This is a genomic window from Kitasatospora sp. NPDC048365, assembly GCF_043200835.1.
GTDB lineage: Bacteria > Actinomycetota > Actinomycetes > Streptomycetales > Streptomycetaceae > Kitasatospora > Kitasatospora terrestris.
Window position 1 is genome coordinate 1 of the sequence record NZ_JBICYJ010000040.1, and the last position, 19,360, is coordinate 19,360.

At 74.1% G+C, this 19,360-nt stretch carries 18 protein-coding genes and 1 pseudogene; 9 read left to right on the plus strand and 10 right to left on the minus strand.

Annotation, left to right across the window (positions count from 1 at the left end):
- Window positions 1–88: 88 nt before the first annotated feature.
- Window positions 89–2,020, plus strand: a pseudogene (locus ACGFX4_RS31570) (SpoIIE family protein phosphatase); the annotation flags it as partial.
- On the opposite strand, the gene ACGFX4_RS31575 reads toward ACGFX4_RS31570, so the two are convergent.
- The gene (locus ACGFX4_RS31575; protein ID WP_393081643.1) at window positions 1,951–3,483 is read right to left on the minus strand and encodes a hypothetical protein; all 1,533 of its coding nucleotides are present in this window, start codon (window positions 3,481–3,483) and stop codon (window positions 1,951–1,953) included. The pseudogene ACGFX4_RS31570 and the gene ACGFX4_RS31575 sit on opposite strands and share 70 nt — an antisense overlap.
- A 129-nt stretch (window positions 3,484–3,612) precedes the next feature.
- On the opposite strand from ACGFX4_RS31575, the gene ACGFX4_RS31580 reads away from it, so the two are divergent.
- Window positions 3,613–4,218 carry a hypothetical protein gene (locus ACGFX4_RS31580; RefSeq protein ID WP_393081646.1) on the plus strand — a complete coding sequence of 202 codons (606 nt, stop codon included), beginning with the start codon at window positions 3,613–3,615 and terminating at the stop codon, window positions 4,216–4,218.
- Between the two features lie 95 nt (window positions 4,219–4,313).
- Here the strand turns inward: ACGFX4_RS31580 and ACGFX4_RS31585 are convergent, their stop codons facing one another.
- Both ACGFX4_RS31585 and ACGFX4_RS31590 read right to left on the minus strand, forming a co-directional pair.
- A complete protein-coding gene (locus ACGFX4_RS31585) occupies window positions 4,314–4,484 on the minus strand; it encodes an RICIN domain-containing protein (RefSeq protein ID WP_393081649.1) in 171 nt (56 codons plus the stop codon).
- A 149-nt stretch (window positions 4,485–4,633) separates the two neighbouring features.
- On the minus strand, window positions 4,634–5,212 hold the full coding sequence (locus ACGFX4_RS31590; protein WP_393081652.1) for a TetR/AcrR family transcriptional regulator: 579 nt from the start codon (window positions 5,210–5,212) through the stop codon (window positions 4,634–4,636).
- Between the two features lie 120 nt (window positions 5,213–5,332).
- Here ACGFX4_RS31590 and ACGFX4_RS31595 point away from each other — a divergent pair, with 120 nt between their 5' ends.
- A complete protein-coding gene (locus tag ACGFX4_RS31595) occupies window positions 5,333–6,265 on the plus strand; it encodes a TIGR03620 family F420-dependent LLM class oxidoreductase (protein ID WP_393081654.1) in 933 nt (310 codons plus the stop codon).
- 70 nt (window positions 6,266–6,335) lie between these two features.
- On the opposite strand, the gene ACGFX4_RS31600 is transcribed toward ACGFX4_RS31595, so the two are convergent.
- Window positions 6,336–7,289 (minus strand): SMP-30/gluconolactonase/LRE family protein, encoded by a 954-nt coding sequence (locus ACGFX4_RS31600; RefSeq protein ID WP_393081657.1) that lies wholly within the window; start codon window positions 7,287–7,289, stop codon window positions 6,336–6,338.
- A gap of 203 nt (window positions 7,290–7,492) precedes the next feature.
- Complete coding sequence (locus ACGFX4_RS31605; RefSeq protein WP_393081659.1) at window positions 7,493–7,972, minus strand: hypothetical protein; 480 nt, start codon at window positions 7,970–7,972, stop codon at window positions 7,493–7,495.
- Window positions 7,973–8,144: 172 nt separating this feature from the next.
- Between ACGFX4_RS31605 and ACGFX4_RS31610 the strand changes: the two genes are divergently transcribed.
- Window positions 8,145–8,741 (plus strand): hypothetical protein, encoded by a 597-nt coding sequence (locus tag ACGFX4_RS31610; RefSeq protein ID WP_393081662.1) that lies wholly within the window; start codon window positions 8,145–8,147, stop codon window positions 8,739–8,741.
- Window positions 8,742–8,872: 131 nt separating this feature from the next.
- On the opposite strand, the gene icmF is transcribed toward ACGFX4_RS31610, so the two are convergent.
- Window positions 8,873–12,103, minus strand: coding sequence for a fused isobutyryl-CoA mutase/GTPase IcmF (gene icmF, locus ACGFX4_RS31615; protein WP_393081665.1), 3,231 nt, complete (start codon window positions 12,101–12,103; stop codon window positions 8,873–8,875).
- 128 nt (window positions 12,104–12,231) lie between these two features.
- Entirely contained in the window at window positions 12,232–13,146 is a 915-nt protein-coding gene (locus ACGFX4_RS31620; protein ID WP_393081668.1) for a LysR family transcriptional regulator, read from the minus strand.
- Between the two features lie 80 nt (window positions 13,147–13,226).
- Here ACGFX4_RS31620 and ACGFX4_RS31625 point away from each other — a divergent pair, with 80 nt between their 5' ends.
- Entirely contained in the window at window positions 13,227–14,156 is a 930-nt protein-coding gene (locus ACGFX4_RS31625) for a DMT family transporter (RefSeq protein ID WP_393081671.1), read from the plus strand.
- A gap of 59 nt (window positions 14,157–14,215) precedes the next feature.
- On the opposite strand, the gene ACGFX4_RS31630 is transcribed toward ACGFX4_RS31625, so the two are convergent.
- A complete protein-coding gene (locus ACGFX4_RS31630) occupies window positions 14,216–15,511 on the minus strand; it encodes a VanZ family protein (RefSeq protein WP_393081673.1) in 1,296 nt (431 codons plus the stop codon).
- 133 nt (window positions 15,512–15,644) lie between these two features.
- On the opposite strand from ACGFX4_RS31630, the gene ACGFX4_RS31635 reads away from it, so the two are divergent.
- Window positions 15,645–16,202 carry an NIPSNAP family protein gene (locus ACGFX4_RS31635; protein WP_393081675.1) on the plus strand — a complete coding sequence of 186 codons (558 nt, stop codon included), beginning with the start codon at window positions 15,645–15,647 and terminating at the stop codon, window positions 16,200–16,202.
- 19 nt (window positions 16,203–16,221) lie between these two features.
- On the opposite strand, the gene ACGFX4_RS31640 is transcribed toward ACGFX4_RS31635, so the two are convergent.
- Window positions 16,222–16,545 carry a hypothetical protein gene (locus ACGFX4_RS31640; protein WP_393081678.1) on the minus strand — a complete coding sequence of 108 codons (324 nt, stop codon included), beginning with the start codon at window positions 16,543–16,545 and terminating at the stop codon, window positions 16,222–16,224.
- Between the two features lie 11 nt (window positions 16,546–16,556).
- Entirely contained in the window at window positions 16,557–17,756 is a 1,200-nt protein-coding gene (locus tag ACGFX4_RS31645; RefSeq protein ID WP_393081681.1) for an FAD-dependent monooxygenase, read from the minus strand.
- Window positions 17,757–17,828: 72 nt separating this feature from the next.
- Between ACGFX4_RS31645 and ACGFX4_RS31650 the strand changes: the two genes are divergently transcribed.
- The 3 genes from ACGFX4_RS31650 to ACGFX4_RS31660 all read left to right on the plus strand — a co-directional run bounded on the left by ACGFX4_RS31650 (window position 17,829) and on the right by ACGFX4_RS31660 (window position 19,351).
- The gene (locus ACGFX4_RS31650; RefSeq protein WP_393081683.1) at window positions 17,829–18,386 is read left to right on the plus strand and encodes a TetR/AcrR family transcriptional regulator; all 558 of its coding nucleotides are present in this window, start codon (window positions 17,829–17,831) and stop codon (window positions 18,384–18,386) included.
- A gap of 195 nt (window positions 18,387–18,581) precedes the next feature.
- Window positions 18,582–18,875, plus strand: coding sequence for a WhiB family transcriptional regulator (locus ACGFX4_RS31655; RefSeq protein ID WP_393081686.1), 294 nt, complete (start codon window positions 18,582–18,584; stop codon window positions 18,873–18,875).
- Window positions 18,876–19,132: 257 nt separating this feature from the next.
- Window positions 19,133–19,351, plus strand: coding sequence for a hypothetical protein (locus tag ACGFX4_RS31660; RefSeq protein ID WP_393081688.1), 219 nt, complete (start codon window positions 19,133–19,135; stop codon window positions 19,349–19,351).
- Window positions 19,352–19,360: the final 9 nt, after the last annotated feature.

Genomic DNA, 19,360 nt, shown 5'->3' on the forward strand with positions numbered 1-19,360 from the left:
GCCGGGGGGCGGCGCGCCCGCCCGCGCCCCCCCCCCCCCCGGCGCCCCCCCCCCCCCCCCCCCCCCGCCGGCCCCCCCCCCCCCCCCCCCCCCCCCCCCCCCCCCCCCCCGGCTGGCCGACGTGATGCACCCGCAGGACGCCGCGGAGAGCGAGGCCGTCCTGCGCGGCGTGCTGGAGACCGGCGTACCGGTGGCCGCCCGTGAACAGCGGGTCCGCGCGCTCGGCGACCCGGCCGAGGAGTACTCCTTCTCCGTGTCCGCCCTCCGGCTGGAGGACGGACAGGGCCTGCCCGGAGGCGTCGCCGTCCTGCTCACCGACGCCACCGCGCACTTCCGGGCGGCCCGCCGGCTCGAACTGCGCCACCGGATCTCCAGCACCGTCGGCCGCTCACTGGACGTCTCCCGCACCGCCCAGGACCTCGCGGACGCCCTCGCCCCCGCCTTCGGTGACCTGGCCTGGGTCGACCTGGCCGACGCCGTCCTGCGCGGCGACGAACCGCCCAGGACCTTCGGCGGAGGCGACATGCACCTGCGCCGGGCAGCCGTGCACGCGGCCCACGGCGACTGGCCCGCCGAGCTCATCCGGAAGGGCGAGGCCATCCCGCCGTTCCCGGACCGCCGCATGGTCCGCGTCCTCCAGGAGGGACGGGCCGTGGTCGTCGACCGGGCGACCCTCGAACGCGGCCTCGCGGATCCGGACTTCGTCCGCGCCACCGCCCCCGAGAAGGGGCACTCGCTCGCCGTCGCCCCGCTCTTCGCCCGCGGCCTCGTCCTCGGCGTGGCCGCCGTGTGGCGCGCCGAACGCCCGGAGCCCTTCGACCGCCAGGACGCCGACCTGCTGACCGAGATCGCCGCGCACGCCGCCCTCGCCGTCGACAACGCCCGCCGCTACAGCCGCGAGCACCGGGCCGCCGTCGCCCTCCAGCAGCGCCTGCTGCCGCGCGCCACCACCCGCACCAGCACGCTGGAGACCACGGGCCACTACCTGCCCGCCACCGGCGGCGCCGGAATCGGCGGCGACTGGTTCGACGCGATCGCCCTGCCCTCGCTGCGCACGGCCCTGGTCGTCGGGGACGTCACCGGCCACGGGCTCCACGCGACCGCCACCATGGGCAGGCTGCGCACCGCCGTCCAGACCCTCGCGGACCTCGAACTCGCCCCCGACGAACTGCTCACCCACCTCGACGGCCTGGTGACGCGCTCGGCGGCCGAGGCCGACCCCGGGCAGCGCGACACCGTCGGGGCGACCTGCCTGGTGGTGCTCCACGACCCGGTGACCGGGCGGTGCGTGCTGGCCTCCGCGGGCCACCCTCCGCCGCTCCTCGCCACCCCGGACGGCACCGTCGGACCGGTGGCGGTGCGCCCGGGTCCACCGCTCGGGGTGGGCGGCCTGCCTTTCGAGACGGCCACCGTGGACCTCCCTCCCGGCAGCCTCCTCGCGCTCTACACGGACGGCCTGGTCCACCGCTTCGGCGGCGACCTCGACCGCCTGGCCGACCGGCTGGCCGACCTGCGGAGGTCCGGACCCGGCCTGACCGCACTCGGCCGGGCCCTCGTCTCCGAAGGCGCCGACCTGCCGTCGCGCGACGACACCGCCCTCCTGCTCGCCCGCGCCCGGCCGCTGCCCGCGGGCGCCGTCGCGTCCTGGGAGTTCCCGTCCGACCCCTCCGCGGTCGCCACCGCGCGTGCCGTGGTCACCGGGAAGCTCGCCGAGTGGGCGCTCGACGAGCTCGCCTTCACCACCGAACTGATCGTCAGCGAGCTGGTCACCAACGCCATCCGCTACGCGGGCGGGCCCGTCGGCCTGCGCCTGATCCACGACACCACGCTCATCTGCGAAGTCAGCGACCCCAGCAACACCCAGCCGCGGCTGCGCCGCGCCCGCACCACCGACGAGGGCGGCCGCGGCCTGTTCCTGATCGCCCAACTCTCCCGACGGTGGGGCAGCCGCTACGGGCAGCACGGCAAGACCATCTGGTCCGAGCAGGCGCTCCCGCCCGGCGCGCCGGCGCCCGCCTGACGGCAGTGGTCGAGGAGGGCGTGCATGCGGGCGACGGGGAGGGACGGGTTGGCCGCGGCGCCCTCCGCGGTGCGGGGGTCGGCGAGGAGCGCCTCCAGGGCCTCCGGTGTCAGGCTCGGGTTGGCGGCGGCGGCCCGGCACACCGACGGGTCGAGGTCGTCCACCGGGGGTTCGGGCAGGGCGGGATCGGCCGCAGCCAGGGCGCGCACCTCGGGGTCCGGGTGGCCGACGAGGTGGCTGAGGCCGGTGCGGGGGAACGCGGGCAGGGTCAGCAGGTGCGGACGGTGGGCCGGGCGGGTGACGAAGACGTCCAGGAGGAGGTGGGGCGGAGCCAGCGGGTGGTGGCAGGCCAGCCGGATCCGTACTTCCTCGTCGTCGTCCTGTGCGAGTGTGCAGGCGAGTTCCGCGGGCAGGAGCGGCGAGCTCGCCGCGACCCGGCGCAGCTCAGCCTCCTCGGACAGCGCGCAAGCGGCGTACCAGTCGGAGGTCGGCTCGGAGCCCGGCTCGACGATCGGGCAGGTGCAGTCCGGGCCGTGCCCGATGACCTTCTCGATCGCCCAGTACTCGGCCCAGGTGCGGGGCCCGGGGTGGAGGCGTGCGCGCCTGCGTACGGCCTCGTCCGGGTCCTCCCGCAGCTCCGCGACCAGGTCGGGTGCCAGGTCGGGCCGGGCGGCGACCAGTGCGCGGACCTGCGCCTCGGGGTGACGGGCGAGCCGGGCCAGGGCGTCGGCCGGGGTATGGGGGTTCCAGGTCAGGGGGCGCACCTCGCCGTCCGCGAAGCACTGCTCGACGAGCGCGGGGGACAGTGCGCACGAGCCGAACACGGACAGCTTGCCGCGCGCGAATGACGGCAGCGTGGCCTCCACCCGTTCCGGGTCCAGCACCCAGTTCCCGTCCTGCGCGGCTTCCCGTACGGCGGGATCGGGGTCGTCGAGCAGGGCCTCGCGCTGCGCCGGAGCGAGCGACTGCCATCTCAGGGTGGCCCGGAGCCGGAGTGCGGGGTGCTCGTGGTCGGCCATGGAGCGGTAGAACGACAGCGGGATCTGCTGGGACGAGTCGAGCTCCGCGATGATCTCGTTCGCGGCGAGCATGCCGTCGCCGTCCCCTCCCTGGGCGGTCAGGAGGGCGACGAGGATGTCGTCCGGAAGCGGTCGGACCCACCGGGGACGGGGGTGGGGGCCGCCGGAGGCGAGCCACCCGCGCACGAGCGTCGACGGGTCCGTTGCCAAGGGGGCGAGTCGGGCCGGGTCGACGTGCCGGTTGCGGGCGAGCGCGCGGCGAATCTTCCTGTCCGGGTGGCGCAGGGCCGCGTCGATGACGGCGTCGGGCAGGTTCCGGCCTTGGCACATCAGCGGGCCGGCCTCGCCGGCCGCCCGGTCCATCAGGCGTATCAGGACGTCGGAGGGCGCCGCCGGGTTGAGGGCGATGCCGCGCAGCCACGGTTCGTGCAGGGAGTCGGACACCGCGTCATCCTCCCACCTCTCCCGCTCCCGACGGACGGGCCGGCCCAGCGACCGTTCGAGCGTCGGAGGCGGCGGATAGCCTGATGGCCCGTCAGTGGCAGCGACCGACGCTGCCCGCCAGGAGGTCCCATGCCTGCTCGTGTCCGTGTCCTGGCGCCGGTGTTCGCCGTCGCCGCCGCACTCCTGCTCGCCGCCTGTTCCGGCTCCGCCACCACGCCGTCGGCCGAGGGCACCCAGCCGGCCGGTGCCGCGTCGAGCGCCTCCGCCGCGTCCGCCTCCGCCACGCCGTCCACGGCCTCGCCGTCGCCGTCGCCGGCCGCCACGCCGATGGACACCCTGGTGATCCTCTGGTACGGCAACGGAGGGGCGGACAAGCTCGACGATCTGATCAGCTCCGTCGCGAGGGTCGAGGCGCAGCATGCCGAGGGCCGCGCGGTCATCGAGCTGAACAAGGCGTTCGCGGCCGTGCGTGCCGCCCGCTCGTACACCCCCATACCCGACCCGGAGACCCAGGCCGCCTGGGCGGCCGCCATCGAGCACCTCGGTTCCGGGATGAAAACCGTCCTGAGCACCTCGGCCCTCGATCCGGGGCCCAGCATGGCTCCGGAGCAGGCCAAGGAGACGGAGGCCAAGGGCTGGGAGGAGTTCGCGACGGGCATGGCCGGCCTGAGGGACGTCGACAAGCGGCTGCAGGCCTTCGGCTGCCTGCCCCACGGGGATCCCTGGAAGGCGTAGCCGCGACGGGGAGTCCGGCCCTGGGCGGCCCGACTCCCCGTCGTGGTGGATGCTCCGGTCGGCCGCCGGGTCCGGCCGGGGTGTCTGCTCCGGTGTCAGCCGGGCAGGGTCCACTTCTGCCAGGCGTTGGTGTTGCAGTCCCAGATCTGGAGCTGGGTGCCGTCCGCGGTGCTGCCGCCGGGGATGTCGAGGCAGCGGCCGGACTCCGGTGAAACCGATGTCGCGGGCGATGTCGAGGATCCGCCGACGCGTCTCCTCCGAGACACCGGGACGGCCCGTTCAATGCGTAGGAGACGGCCACCCGAGTGACCCCGGCCTGCCGGGCGATGTCGGCCATGGTGGGCTGCCGCGGCACGATCCTCCTCCCGACGGGCGCGCCGCCAGCATACTCGCGCGCCCCGCCGGGCCGCGGGGGTCAGCGCGCGCGGACGCCGTCCATCGCGATCGCGAGCAGGACGTCGGCCTCGGCCGGGCCGTCGGCGTCCTGCTCGGTGGCCAGCGCGATGGCACCGACGAGCTTCAGCACCTGGGCGATCGCGATCCCGGGACGCACCGCGCCGGCCGCTCGGGCCCGCACGAGCAGGGCGTCCCCGGCACTGGTGATCATCTCGTGGCAGCTCTCGCCCAGGGCCGGGTCGGCGTCGCGCATCAGGGAGGCGCCCAGTCCGCGGTTGGCCACGGCGTGCGTGGCGACGGCGCGGAGCCAGCCGGCGAGGGCGTCGCCCGGGTCGGGGTCGGCGAGCAGCTCGCCGGCCTTCGCGCACAGGGCCTGCACCCGCTCCTTGAAGACCGCCTCCAGGAGCGCCTGCCGGGACGGGAAGTGACGGTGCAGGGTGGCCGAGCCGACACCGGCGCGGCGGGCGACCTCCTCCAGGGAGGCGTCCGCGCCGTGCTCGGCGACCAAGGCCCCGGCAGCGACCACGATCCGCTCGACGTTGCGGCGGGCGTCGGCGCGCAGCGGTCGGCGCGGCGGGGTGGCGGCGTCCTCGGGCACGGGCACTCCTGACGGCTTGATAAGTGGGGCGGCCCTCCATATCGTAGCGGAGACGAAACGGAGGGCAACCCCACTTGCGGGCGGTCCCTCTTCCGCACGCAGCCGCGATGGAGGACGGACATGACACCGACGCCGAGCACCGGCGCGACGGTGGGAACGACCGGCCCGGAGGGCGGGGCCGCGTCCCACCGCCTCGGACGGGTCGGGATCTGGGCAGGGGGCTTCGACCACCTCCCCGCCCCCGAGATCCGGAAGGCCGCGGCCGCGGTCGAGAACCTCGGCTACGGCACCCTGTGGTTCCCCGAGACCACCGGGCGGGAGGCCGTGGCGCAGGCCGCGATCCTGCTGTCGGCCACCCGGCAGATCACCGTGGCCGCCGGCATGACCGACATCTACGCCCGCGACCCGGTCACGGCCGCCGCCGCGCAGCGCACCCTGGACGAGGCGTACCCCGGGCGGTTCCTGCTCGGCCTGTGGGACAGCCACCCGAGCATCGCCGAGGACGTCCGCGGCCATCGCTTCGGGCCGCCGGCCGCCACCGTGCGCGCCTACCTCGACGCCCTGGACACCGCCCCGTTCGGGCCGCCCGGCCCGCCCGCACCACCGCAGCGCGTGCTCGCCGCCCTCGGTCCCGACCTGCTCGCCCTCGCCGCCGCACGCACCCGGGGCGCCACGGTGCTGGGCATGCCCAGCGCGTACACCCGCACCGCCAGAACCGTCCTTGGGGACGACGCCCTGCTCGCCGTCACCCAGCTGTGCGTGCTCGGCCACCACCCGGCGGACACCGCCGACCTGGCCCGCAGCACGGCCGCGGCCGCCCTGCCGAACCGTCGCGAACTGCTCCGGGGTCTCGGCCACCGCGATCCGGACGCGCTCGACGAACGGCTGGTCGACGCCCTGGTGGCGCACGGCAGCGCCGAGGACATCGCCCACCGCGTCCAGGACCACTTCGACGCCGGGGCCGACCACGTCAGCCTCCACGTCATGACCCCCGCACCCCACTCCCCGTCCGTACCGCAGTGGGAACAACTCGCCCGCCACCTCCTGGTCTGACCGGGCACGAGCAGGTGGCCCGCGCGGCTGGGCAAGGACGCGCGGGCCACCGTCTCCGAGCCGCCTCCGCCTACTGGTCGAGGCGCGCCAGCAGCAGGTTCGGGTCCTGCGGGGTGGCGAAGAACGAGGCGCTGGTGACGTAGACCCGGTGCTCGTCCACGGCCACGGAGGTGGGGTTGGAGAGCCCGTCCGCCGCGGTCAGCACGATGGACGCGACCCCGTCGGCGGTCACGTACGCGACCCTGCTGGAGGTGTTCAGGGCGGCGAGCAGCGCGTCGTCCTTGAAGCTGGTGAAGCCGAAGTCGTCGATGCCGTCCAGTCCGGTGATCCGGGTCTCGACCGGGCCCGAGGTTCCGTCGGGGCAGATCGGGATGCGCAGGACGGTGCCCTTGTCGGAGTTGGAGACCCAGATCGCGCCGTGGTGCTTCCTGACGCCGTTGGCGCCGACGAAGCCGGCCGGCTCCAGGTCCGCGCCGGAGGCCCAGACGCTCGCCTCGCCGGTGGCGGTGGAGACCCGCCAGACGACGCCGCGCCCCGAGTCGGCGGCGTAGACGGTGCCCTTGTGCTCGTCCAGGGTGAGGCCGTTGATCAGACTGTTCGGGATGCCGGCGAGCTGGGTGAGATCACCGCCCGGGGTCAGCCGCCAGACGCCCGCGAGCTCGTCGCCGGTGGCGTAGCCGATGTACAGGGTGCCGTCCTCGGCGCGGGCCAGACCGGTGGCGGCCGGGAAGTGGACCACGGGGGTGTCGGGATCGGTCGGCGGGGGCAGCGTCGCCCGGACGGTCACGGAGCCGTCCAGGCCGACGCGGGCGACCTGGCGGGCACCGATGAAGGTGACGTCGGCGGAGCCGTCGGGTTCGAGGGCGATGTTCTCGGCGAGCTGCCCGAGGGCCGGGTCGAAGTGGACGAGCACGTGCGGATCGGAGAGCGGCGGCGCGACCGCGGTGGCGGGCGAGGCGGCGAGCAGGGCCAGGGCCAGGGCGGCGCAGCCGGTGGCGACGCCGAGCGGGCGGAGACGGGACACGGGGAATCTTCCTCCGAGGTGCGTGAACGGAGTCTTCAGCTCAGCACGCGGGGAGCCGCTCCACCCGGCGACGGCCGCCGCCCGCGGGCCGGGCCCGGTGCCCCGGCAGGGACACCCGGCCCGGGTTCGCCCGGGCGGGCGGCACCGGATGGGAGCAACGCGGCGCCGCCGCCGGCCCGGGCACGGCCTGGGCCGAGCGGAGGTCAGTGGGCCGTGTACGTCTGCCAGACCACGTATCCCCGCCACCAGATGACGACGTTGCCGTTCTCCAGGACGTTGAGGTTGGCGTCGGTGTAGCCGGCGGTGCCGGACGACCAGACCGCGTAGTTCGACGGGCTGTAGACGACGAGGTTGCCGTCCCTCTGGAAGTAGGCGTGGTCGCCCACGCCCTGGGTGCCCGCCGACCAGCGGATGGTGCCGTACTCGTCGTAGACGACGAGGTTGCCGTCGGAGAGCAGGGTGAGCGTGGCCTTCGCCGTGCTGATCCTGTCCCCCTTGGTGAAGACGGTGCCTCCTCCCATCGAGACGTCCATCGGGGCGGGCGCGCCCTGGGAGCCGGCGTCGCCGGTCACGGCTGCCCGCGCGGGCGCGGCGCCGGCGGCACCGGCACCCAGCGCCCCGACGAAGGTGAGGGCCGCGGCGGCCGTGGCAAGGCCGGCGCGGCGTCGGTACGTGGCAAACATGGTGGCTCCAGGGGACTCGGGATCGGTGGAACACGTCCCAGCGTGGAGTTCCCGACGTCCCGGTCTCCTGAGCCGCCCGTCCCGGCCCGGCCCCGTCCGGCCTGTGTCACGGGTGCGTAGCAGGGCTGCCACGGGACCGACTCCTGTCACCCCCGGCGCCTACCGTGGAGGGATGGCAGCTGAGGGTGGGGGCACCGCGCGGCGGATCGGTCTGTGGTACGTCGCGCTGAACGTGGTGGCGGTCGGGCTCTGGGTGCTCGTGCACTTCGGGTCGCAGACCCTGGCGGGCGCCGGGTTGGTGGGCGATCGCGGCATGCTGAAGGTGACGGAGTGTCAGGATCACTCGTCCTCCACCGAGCACGGTGGCACCGTCTGGACGCACCACTGCTACGGCGACTTCCGGCCCGACGACGGCGGGCCGGTGATCGAGGGCGTGGAGCTGAGGGGCGGTTCGGGTGATGCGTACCTGACGTCGCGCTCGTGCAGGGGCGACCAGGCGGACCAGCCCTGGTGGTGCAAGGGCGAGCACTCGGACTCGGTGCGTGCCCGGTATGTCGACGACGACGTCTGGATCTGGGGCAGCGGAGTGCTCCTCCCGACCGGGGTCGCCGTGATGGGGCTCGCTCTGGTCGGCGGGGGCCTGCTGATCGGCTCCCGCACTCTCAAGGAGCCCCGGCCGCGCTGGCTGGCGAAGGCCCCCGTGGCGCTCTGCGTGTTGGGGTCCGTCGGGTTCGTGGTGACCATGCTGGGCCTGATGACGGAGAGTTAGGAGCCGTCGGCGGGACGGGCCGCAGCGCCCGGTCGGCCCCGGACAGCGCTCTGCCCCGGCGGGCCCGAAGGCCTGCCGGGGCAGAGGGCGCTGCCGGGGCAGAGGGTGCTGCCGAGGGGTGCGGCGCCGCGTCAGACGTTGCGGCGGTACTGGCCGCCGACCTCGAAGAAGGCCTCGGTGACCTGCTGCAGGGAGCAGACCCGGGCGGCGTCCATGAGGACCTCGAAGACGTTCTCGCCGCCGATGGCGGCCGCCTTCAGGCGGGCGATCGCCTGCTCGGCCTCCGCGCCGTGCCCCGCCTGGAAGGCGCGGACGCGCTCCAGCTGGGACTCCTTCTCGGCGCTGGTGGCGCGGGCGAGCTCCACCTGCTGGGGCTCGCCGTCGCCGGCGCCGGGCGCCCGGAAGGTGTTGACGCCGATGATGGGCAGGGTGCCGTCGTGCTTGCGCTGCTCGTACAGCATCGACTCGTCCTGGATGCGGCCGCGCTGGTAGCCGGTCTCCATCGCGCCGAGGACGCCGCCGCGCTCGTTGATGCGGTCGAACTCGGCGAGCACGGCCTGCTCGACCAGGTCGGTGAGCTGGTCGATGACGAACGAGCCCTGCAGGGGGTTCTCGTTCATGGCGAGGCCCCACTCGCGGTTGATGATGAGCTGGATGGCCAGCGCCCGGCGCACCGACTCCTCGGACGGGGTGGTGACGGCCTCGTCGTACGCGTTGGTGTGCAGCGAGTTCGCGTTGTCGTAGATCGCGATGAGCGCCTGCAGGGTGGTGCGGATGTCGTTGAAGTCCATCTCCTGGGCGTGCAGCGAGCGGCCCGAGGTCTGCACGTGGTACTTCAGCTTCTGGGAGCGCTCGTTGCCGCCGTACTTCTGCTTCATCGCGACGGCCCAGATCCGGCGGGCGACCCGGCCGAGCACCGAGTACTCGGGGTCCATGCCGTTGGAGAAGAAGAACGACAGGTTGGGCGCGAAGTCGTCGATGTGCATGCCGCGGGCCAGGTAGGCCTCGACGTAGGTGAAGCCGTTGGCGAGGGTGAAGGCGAGCTGGCTGATCGGGTTCGCGCCGGCTTCGGCGATGTGGTAGCCGGAGATGGAGACGGAGTAGAAGTTGCGGACCTTGTTGGCGATGAACCACTCCTGGATGTCGGCCATCATCCGCAGCGAGAACTCGGTGGAGAACAGGCAGGTGTTCTGGCCCTGGTCCTCCTTGAGGATGTCGGCCTGCACCGTGCCGCGGACGCTCGCCAGCGCGCGGGCGCGCAGTCCGGCGGCCTCCTCCGGCGACGGGTCGCGGCCCTCGGCGGCGCGGAAGGCCTCGGTCTGCTGGTCGATCACCGTGTTCAGGAAGAACGCCAGCACGGTGGGCGCCGGACCGTTGATGGTCATGGACACCGAGGTGCTGGGCGCGACGAGGTCGAAGCCGTCGTAGAGCGCCTTCATGTCCTCCAGCGTCGCGACCGAGACGCCGGAGGTGCCGACCTTGCCGTAGATGTCGGGGCGCTCGCCGGGGTCGCGGCCGTAGAGGGTGACCGAGTCGAAGGCGGTGGAGAGCCGGGTGGCGGGCTGGCCCTCGGAGAGCAGCTTGAACCGGCGGTTGGTGCGGAAGGGGTCGCCCTCGCCCGCGAACATGCGGGCCGGGTCCTCGCCGTCCCGCTTGAAGGGGAACACGCCGGCGGTGAACGGGAAGAGGCCGGGCAGGTTCTCGCGGCGCCAGAAGCCCACCAGTTCGCCGTGGTCGGCGTAGCGGGGCAGCGCGACGCGCGGGATCAGGTTGCCGGAGAGCGACTCGCGGGTCAGCTTGGTGCGGATCTCCTTGTCCCGGACGACCACGACCTGCTCGTCACCGGAGTAGGAGGCGACCACGGCGGGCCAGTTCTCGATCTGCTCGGTGACCTCGTGCGGGAGCTGCTTGCGGGCGGTCGACAGCAGCGACTCGACGTTCGCCGCGTCGCTGCCGGCGTCGGCGAGCTGGCCCCGGACGACGTCCAGACGCTGGACCGACCGGGCCGCCTCGACCAGGCGCTCGGTCTCGGCGTGGTAGCCGCGGACGGTCTCGGTGATCTCGGCGAGGTAGCGGACCCGCTCGGCGGGGACGACCTGGCGGATGCCGGAGGAGTGGCGGACGGACACCGCCGGCAGGGCGCCCTCGGTCACCGGCAGCCCGTGCCCGGCGAGGGCGGTCCGCAGGGTCTGGTAGAGCGCGGTGACGCCGTCGTCGTTGAAGGTGGCCGCGGAGGTGCCGAACACCGGCATGTCCTCGGGCCGGCTGCCGAACGCCTCGCGGTTGCGCACCAGCTGGCGTCCGACGTCGCGCAGCGCGTCCTTGGCGCCGCGGCGCTCGAACTTGTTGATCGCGACGACGTCGGCGAAGTCGAGCATGTCGATCTTCTCGAGCTGGGAGGCGGCGCCGAACTCGGGCGTCATCACGTACAGCGAGGTGTCGACGAAGGGCACGATGGCCGCGTCGCCCTGGCCGATGCCGGGCGTCTCGACGATCACCAGGTCGAAGCCGGCGGCCTTGACGACGTCGATCACGTCGGTGAGGTGCTCGGGCAGTTCGTGGCTGCCGCGGGTGGCGAGGCTGCGGAAGAAGACCTGCCGGCCGTCGAGGGAGTTCATCCGGATCCGGTCACCCAGCAGCGCGCCGCCGCCGCGGCGCCGGGTCGGGTCGACCGCGATGACCGCGATCCGCAGCTTGTCCTGCTGGTCGACGCGGAAGCGGCGGACCAGCTCGTCGGTGAGCGAGGACTTGCCGGAGCCGCCGGTGCCGGTGATGCCGAGGACCGGGGTCACCCGCGCCGCGGCGGCGGCCCGCACCTGGGCCAGGAACTCCTCGGGCAGCTTGCCGAGCTCGGCGCCGGTGATGCTGCGGGCGATCGTGAACCGGTCGCCGGCGAGCAGCGCGTCCACCTCGGCGGCGCGGCCGTCCCACAGGTCGAAGTCGCAGTCCTTGACGACCGAGTTGACCATGCCGGCCAGGCCCATCCGCTGGCCGTCCTCGGGCGAGAAGATGGTCACCCCGCTGTTGCGCAGCCGGACGATCTCCTCGGGCACGATCACGCCGCCCCCGCCGCCGACCACCCGGATGTGCCCGGCGCCCTGCTCACGCAGCCGGTCGACCAGGTACTCGAAGTACTCGACGTGGCCGCCCTGGTACGACGAGACGGCGACGCCGTGCGCGTCCTCCTCCAGCGCCGCGTCGACGACCTCCTGGACCGACCGGTTGTGCCCGAGGTGGATCACCTCGGCCCCCTGCGACTGGAAGATCCGCCGCATGATGTTGATCGACGCGTCGTGCCCGTCGAACAGCGCCGACGCGGTGACCAGCCGGACGGGGTGCACAGGGCGGTGCAGGTCGCTCATGGAAGCCCTCATTCTCGATGCCGGGAGATGACTCCAGGATACTAGGACGTCCTAGTATTTTCACGCGCCAATGTGACGAGGTCCACACGTGTCGCGCCGACGGTCCTGGCCGCCGACGACCGTCCGGCCTAGCGCACGGCGGTGTCCCGGCCCTGGATCTCCGCGGCGGCGCGGCGCAGCTCGGCGAGGACGGTCCGGACGGCGCGGCGGGCGGTGCGTTCGGGCCGGTGGAGGACGTCGATGTGGCGCAGGGCGTGGACGTCGCCGAGCGGCCGCAGGACGAGGTCGGGGTGCGCCCGGGCGGTCCAGCGCGGCATCAGCGCCAGGCCGCCGCCGGCGGCCACGACCTCGGCGGCCACGGTGAACTCGTTGATCCGGTGGACGATGTCGAGGCGGCGGCCCGCGACGCTGGCGACGGCCTCGATGCTGGACAGCAGCGGGAAGCCGTCGTGGACGGTGATCCAGGGCTGGTCGGCCACGTCGCGGGGGAAGAGCACGGCCCGGGAGGCCAGCGGGTGGTCGGCCGGCAGGGCGACGTCGAGCGGCTCCCGCAGCAGCGTCTCCGCGGTGATGGTGCGGGGCCAGGGCAGCGCGTGGTCGAGGCGGTGGGCGAGCACCAGGTCGTGGTCGCGGGTGAGGGCGGGGAAGCGGTCCTGGGCGACGTCCTGGTCGGCGAACGACAGGCGCGGGTTGCCGGGCCCGGCGAGGCCGCGGAGCAGCAGGGGGAAGAAGGTGGAGCCCGCGCTGTGGAAGGCGGCCAGCGAGACGTCTCCGTCGGGCTGCTCGGCGAAGTCGGTGACGGTGTGCCGCGCCCGGGCCAGCGCCGTCTCCACCTCGATGGCCGCGCGGGCCAGGGCCTGCCCGGCCTCGGTCAGCACCACCCGGCGCCCGGCGCGCTCGGTGAGCGGGACGGGGATCGAGCGCTGCAGCAGGCGCAGTTGCTGGGAGATCGCGGACGGCGTCACGTGCAGGGCCTCGGCGACCGCGCTGACGCTGCCCAGTTCTCCCAGTTCCCGCAGGATCCGGAGTTGCCGCTCGTCCATGCGGACATTGTAGGCCTGCTACAGCTTTGCTTTAGAGGTTGGTGATTGTCTTCAACCTGCAGGTGGTCCAGCGTGGGGGCATGCCCGTTGCACGCCGTACCGATGCCGTCCTGTTCCTGATCGCCCTGGTCTGGGGTTCCAGCTACCTGGCGGCCAAGACCGCCACCGTCGCGCTGCCCGTCGCCGCCGTGCTGTTCGCCCGGTACGCGATCTCCGCGCTGGCGTGCGGCGGCCTGGTCGCCTTCCGGCGCAGGGCGTGGACCCGCGCGGAGGTCCGCGCCGGATCGGTGCTGGGCGTCACGCAGGCGGCCGTCCTGGCCCTGGAGACGTACGGAATCGCGCACACCAGCGCGGCCAACGCCGGGCTGATCATCAGTCTGACCATCGTGCTGACGCCGCTGGTGGACCGGACCGCGGGAAGCCGCCGACTGCCCTGGGCGTTCTTCGCGGCCGCCGGCCTGTGCGTGCTGGCCGTCGGCCTGCTCACCTCCAGCACCGGACTGCACGCGCTCCGGCTCGGCGACGCCCTGATGCTGGTCGCCGCGGTCGTCCGGGCCGGGCACGTCGCCCTGGTCGGCCGGCTCACCGCCCGCCACCCCATGGACGCGCTCCACCTGACGACCGTCCAGACCGTCGTCGGCTCGGTGCTCTTCCTCGTACCGGTCCTGACCCACCTGCCCGAGCTGGCCGGCAGCAGCGCCGCCACCTGGTCGCAGCTGCTCTACCTCGCCCTGTTCTGCAGCGTCTTCGCCTTCCTCGCCCAGACCTGGGCCGTCCAGCGCACCTCCGCCAGCCGGGCCAGCCTGCTGCTCGGCACCGAGCCGATCTGGGCCGTCGCGATCGGCATCGGCCTCGGCGGCGAACACCTCACCGTGTGGGCCTCCCTCGGCGCCGTCCTCATGGTCACCGGCACGTACTGGGGCCAGGCCGTCGAACGCGCCCACCGCACCGCCACCGACCCCGCGGACGAGGGCAGGACGCGTCCCGTCCCGACACCCGTGGGCGCCTGACCCAGGGGCGACGGGACGCACGGCCCGCGGACCGGTCCTACGGCCTGTCGGACAGGGCCTCAGCGTCCGGGAACGGGGACGACGGCACCGGTGGCGGCGTCGACGACGACCAGCAGGAGCCGGGACCTCCCCTGGGCCTGCTGAGCCGTCAGCCTGATCACCCAGTGCGGCTGCCAGGCACCGTTGCGGTCGGGCTCGGCGACGAGATCGGCGCTGGTGACGACGGCCCCGGGGTAGGTCGCGACCGCGGTGCTCCGCGCGGTCGCCTCGGCGACGGTCACCCCGGGAAGGACGGGCGTGTCGATGTGCCGGGCGGAGAACGAGCTGACCTGGCCGCTCCCGGTGACGATCACGTCGAGGCCCATCGGCATGAGGACGCCGTCGACCCGGGACCGCCACACGACCTTCCGGGCGCCGGCGGAGTCCGGTCGGACCTCCACGGGGGTCCGACTGTCCGTCAGGGCCCACGGGAAGTAGGCCCGGGCGAACCGGGTGGCGGCGGCGACGGCCGCGTCGTCGGTGAGCTCGCCCGGGGCGTTCTCCGGAAGGGGTCCGACGAGCCCCGTGGCCGGTTCGCCGCCGGGCCAGCCGAGGGTGAGACTCCCGTGTGCGCCCGTGGTGCTGATGGTGCCGGGCTGACCGTTGAAGCCTTGGACGAACTGGACGGACACGGCCTCGGCGGCGGGTCCGAAGAAGTCCCGGTAGGCCTTGGCGGCGGCGGCCCGTTGGGCCGGCCCGGCCTGGGTGTTCTCCGTGGCGTCGGCGGGGAGGACGGTGACGAACGGAACGAGCGCGGTCGCGACCACCGCGACTCCGCCGGCGAGCGCGAGGGCCCCGCGCACGGCCTCGCGCCGGCCGGCGACCAGCGGCCGGAGGCCCACCCGGCGGCTCCACAGGAACGCCAGGCCGCAGCCGAGCGCGGCCCCGAGGGAGTTGTCCCACAGATCGCCGGTGTCGCAGCTGCGCCCGACGCCCGGGGTCACGGCCTGGACCGCCTCGACGGCCGCGGAGAGCAGGGCCAGGGCGACGCCCGTACTGACCGGACGCCGGGTGAGCAGGGCGCCGAAGAAGGCGGCCGGGACGAACAGGGCGATGTTCATCAGGCCCTGCGTGCTCGACATCGCGGCGATCAGGTCGCGCTGGACGGTGCACAGCAGCGGGGCCGGTGCGCCCGGGTGGATCGGGTAGAGGGTGGCGGCGAGGACGAGCGCGGTGGAGGCCGCGGCGCAGGCCGGTAGGAGGACCGGGGCCGAGCGCCTCCTGGCCACGACCGCCGCGAGGACGGCGGAACCGATCAGCGCGGCCACGACGGCCCACAGCAGCCCGGCCTCGTTGGTGAAGATTGCCCGAATCACTTTCCCCCCACAGGTCTTCGTCTGCCCACTAGGGAGGCGGTGGGCGTACGGACGGTTCCACCCCGGGGAAAGAAAAGCGCGGACCCGGTCCACTGACAGGAGGTGTCAGCGGATCGGACCTACCCTGCGGCGCATGGAAGACATGAAGATCGTCGAACTCCGGCAGTACACCCTGCGTCCCGGTGCCCGGGAGACGCTGGTCGAGCTGTTCGAGCGCGAGTTCGTGGTGGGTCAGCAGGACGTCGGCATCACCGTCGGCGGCCGGTTCCGCGACCTGGACGACCCGGACCGGTTCGTCTGGCTGCGGGCGTTCTCCGACATGGCGCACCGCCGGCGCGCCCTGGAGGCGTTCTACACCGGCCCGGTCTGGCAGGAGCACCGGGACGCGGCCAACGCCACCATGATCGACAGTGACGACGTCCTGCTGCTGCGCGGACCGGGCTTCACACCCGCGCCGGGCACGCGGGAGGTGCTCGCCACCGTCTGCCACCCCACCGACGCCGCCGACTTCGCCGGGTACGCGGCCCGCCACCTGGGCCCGGGCCACGCCCTGCACCGCACCGAGCACGCCGAGAACGACTTCCCCCGCCTGCCCGTCCGGACCGGCGAGGACGTCCGCGTCTGGTTCGGCCCGGCCGAGCCGGCGCCCTGGCCGACCCGGCACCTGCGGCTGGAACCCGTGAATCCCTGAAAGCTCCTCAGGGAGTGCGCTACAGCCCGTTGACGATCAGGGCGAGCGTGGGCGCCAGGGTCAGCACGACGCTCCCCGGCCAGTACGCCCGCGCGGCCAGCGCCGTCCGGCGCCACAGGCGGACGTTGACCAGCGACCACACCAGGGCGAACACCGTGACCACCGGCCCCGCGAAGAGCACCCACGGCAGCACGCCGTCGTTCTCCGTGGGCTCCCGCTCGGTCCAACCCATCGCGGCCAGCGGCCAGTTCGAGGCGAAGTACCACAGCAGGAAGAGCGGCACGATCGCGGGAACGCCGAGCAGCAGGTTCACGGCCGCGGCCGTCAGTGATCGTTTCCGCACGGGCCCATTGTTCACGCCGCCCGGCCGGGGTGCGTCGGCGGGGCGGCGTCGGCCCGGCGCAACGGCGGCGGGGTCCAGGCGTGGTGGCGGAGGATCATCCGGGTCGCGACGCGCGAGGGGGTGACCCGCATGACGGTGTTGCGCAGCGCGACGGCCAGCGGGTTCGCGAGCTGGTGTCCCATCCGGCCGGCCTGGCGGGCGGCCCGCGACACGGCCTGGCTGCGAGGACGGCGCTCGGCGTCGTAGTGGGCGAGCGCCGCGTCGACGCCCGGGCGGTCGGCGAGCGCGGCGGCCAGGGTGACCGCGTCCTCCAGGGCCTGGCAGGCGCCCTGCCCGAGGTTGGGGGTCATGGCGTGGGCCGCGTCGCCGAGCAGCGCGATCCGGCCGACCGCGTACGTGGGGAGCGGCGTCCGCAGTTCGCGGACGTCGTGGTGCAGCACGGCGTCCGGCCGGGTCGCGGCGAGCAAGGCGGGGATCGGCTCGTGCCAGCCGGCGAACCGTCGGCGCAGTTCACCCAGCGGGTCGGGAAACCGCGTCCCGGCGGGGAGGGTGAGGACGGCGTGCCACTCGGCCCGCCCGTCGAGGAAGGCGATGTGCCCGAACTCGGCGCCGCGCCCCCAGGTCAGTTCGAAGTCGGCGCGCAGGTCGACCGGCCGGTCGGTGATGCCACGGAGCACGGTCGAGCCGCTGTACGCCGGACCGGGGTGGTCCGGGAAGAGCCGGCCGCGCAGGCGACTGCCGGCGCCGTCGGCCGCCACCACCAGGTCGGCGCCCAGGACCGTGTCCCCGCAGTCGACCCGCACCGCGTCCGGGCCGGCCTGCTCGGCCGAGCGCGCCCGCACGCCGATCCGGACGGCCCCGGCGGGCAGCGCCTCGCGCAGCAGCCGGTGCAGGGTGGCACGCGGCACACCCATGATCGGGGTGCCCACCGCCCGCTCCAGCGCCGCACCGTCCATCCGGGCCAGCCGGCCGCCGCCGGGCGTGCGGGTGCCGCCGCTGTACTGGCCGCGCGAGGCTGCCCGGACGGCCTCGCCGACGCCGAGTTCGTCGAGGGCCCGCAGTCCGTTGGCGGCGAGCGAGATGCCAGCGCCCGCGTCGTCCGGCTCGGTGGCGCGTTCGAGCACGTCCACCGTCCAGCCGGCACGGTGCAGGCCGATCGCGGCGGCCAGCCCGCCGATGCCGCCCCCGACGACCACTGCCCTGGTACCCATGTCGCCCACCTCATCCTTCTACACCTGTAGAAGGATGAGGCTACCGCAGGCACTACAGGTGTAGAAAGGAGCATGGTCTCGGATCGCCGCACCCTGCTCGCCGACGCAGCTCTCGACGTACTCGCCGACGAAGGCGCCCGCGGCCTCACCCACCGCGCGGTCGACCGCCGCGCCCAGCTGCCCCCCGGCACCACCTCCGCGTACTTCCGCACCCGGGCCGCGCTGCTCACCGGACTCGTCGCCCGCCTCGTCCAGCTCGACCAGGCGGAGCTCCAGGCGACGGCCGAACACCTCCCACCGCTGCTCACCGTCGACGAACTGGTCGACGGCATGGTGCTGCTGACCCGGCAGCGCCTTACCGGCGAGGGCCGCCGCCGCTCACTCGCCCGCTACGCCTGCACCGTCGAGAGCGTCCGCGACCCCGAACTGCGCGAGATCCTCGTACCCCGCGAGAACGCCGGCCGCGAGGCCGCCCGCCGGTTCCTCGCCGCCCACGGCGTCCAGGACCTGGAGACCCGCACCCACACCCTGCTGACCTGCATCGACGGCCTGGTCTTCGACCGGCTCGTGAACGGCGGCGAGGTCGCCCGCGAGGCCCTGGAAGGCCTGGTCGTGGCAGCACTCCGCTAGGCCTTCGGCGCCCGACGGCGAACGGCAGGGACACGGGTTCGGACAGCGGCGAATACCCCGCCCGGTCCGGGGCAGGCGGCCGAACGACCGTCCTTCCGCACGGAGGGGCCGCACGCCGCCCGCCACGGGCAGGACGCGGCGGCGCCCCGTGCCGATCGGCCCGACGGAGGCCGACCCTGTCGAAAGGAGCTGTTCGTGACGGTGATATCGCGACTCCCGGATGCCGTCCACCAGGAATGGGACTGGCAACTGCGGGCGGCATGCCGAAGCGAGGACGCACAGCTGTTCTTCCACCCGTCCGGGGAACGCGGGCAGGCGCACGACGACCGCGAGGCGGCGGCCAAACGGATCTGCGCGACCTGCCCGGTGCGCACCCGCTGCCTGGAGCACGCGCTCACGGTGCGCGAGCCCTACGGCGTCTGGGGCGGCCTCACCGAGGACGAGCGCCGCGCCCTCCGCGGCCGCCGGGTCGGACCCCGCCTCCGTTAGACCCCACACGTCGACAGAGCAGGGCCGCCGAACCGTCGCACTGATCGAGGAAGCCGGCTACACCCCCGACCACGACCTCTGGACGCGTCCCGCCCGCGCCCTGGTGGCCGTCGCTGCCAATTGCTCGCACACTCCGGTCCCCGGCAGTTGCGGGACGATCCGCCCCGGGAACTGCGCCACGCACGGCGGCGGAGGCGGGGGCGGGGGTGGCAAGTCCAGCTGGCCTGGCCCCACTGAACGCGGAGAGGGTGGGATGCATGGACGAGAACGAAGCCGAGCGGGTAGCCAGTGAACTCGACCGTCTGGGCCTTCGCGGGGTCGCCTCCCCGGCGGACGCCGAGAACCCGGACGGGGAATGGCGGGTGTTCGACAGCGCTGACCCCGCGACCCGCCGGGACATCACCGAGGAAGCGGAGGCGGCCGTCGCCCGGGCGGTACGACCGACGCGAGGCTTCGTGCTCCCCGCATCCCCTTGATCAGCACTG

What these genes read in the sequence shown, in the direction of transcription:
- ACGFX4_RS31580 (WP_393081646.1), top strand. Translation starts at nt 3,613, where the DNA reads ATGCCTGCTCGTGTCCGTGTCCTGGCGCCGGTGTTCGCCGTCGCCGCC.
- ACGFX4_RS31595 (WP_393081654.1), top strand. Translation starts at nt 5,333, where the DNA reads ATGACACCGACGCCGAGCACCGGCGCGACGGTGGGAACGACCGGCCCG.
- ACGFX4_RS31605 (WP_393081659.1), bottom strand. Translation starts at nt 7,972, where the DNA reads ATGTTTGCCACGTACCGACGCCGCGCCGGCCTTGCCACGGCCGCCGCG.
- ACGFX4_RS31610 (WP_393081662.1), top strand. Translation starts at nt 8,145, where the DNA reads ATGGCAGCTGAGGGTGGGGGCACCGCGCGGCGGATCGGTCTGTGGTAC.
- icmF (WP_393081665.1), bottom strand. Translation starts at nt 12,103, where the DNA reads ATGAGCGACCTGCACCGCCCTGTGCACCCCGTCCGGCTGGTCACCGCG.
- ACGFX4_RS31620 (WP_393081668.1), bottom strand. Translation starts at nt 13,146, where the DNA reads ATGGACGAGCGGCAACTCCGGATCCTGCGGGAACTGGGAGAACTGGGC.
- ACGFX4_RS31625 (WP_393081671.1), top strand. Translation starts at nt 13,227, where the DNA reads ATGCCCGTTGCACGCCGTACCGATGCCGTCCTGTTCCTGATCGCCCTG.
- ACGFX4_RS31635 (WP_393081675.1), top strand. Translation starts at nt 15,645, where the DNA reads ATGGAAGACATGAAGATCGTCGAACTCCGGCAGTACACCCTGCGTCCC.
- ACGFX4_RS31645 (WP_393081681.1), bottom strand. Translation starts at nt 17,756, where the DNA reads ATGGGTACCAGGGCAGTGGTCGTCGGGGGCGGCATCGGCGGGCTGGCC.
- ACGFX4_RS31650 (WP_393081683.1), top strand. Translation starts at nt 17,829, where the DNA reads ATGGTCTCGGATCGCCGCACCCTGCTCGCCGACGCAGCTCTCGACGTA.
- ACGFX4_RS31660 (WP_393081688.1), top strand. Translation starts at nt 19,133, where the DNA reads ATGGACGAGAACGAAGCCGAGCGGGTAGCCAGTGAACTCGACCGTCTG.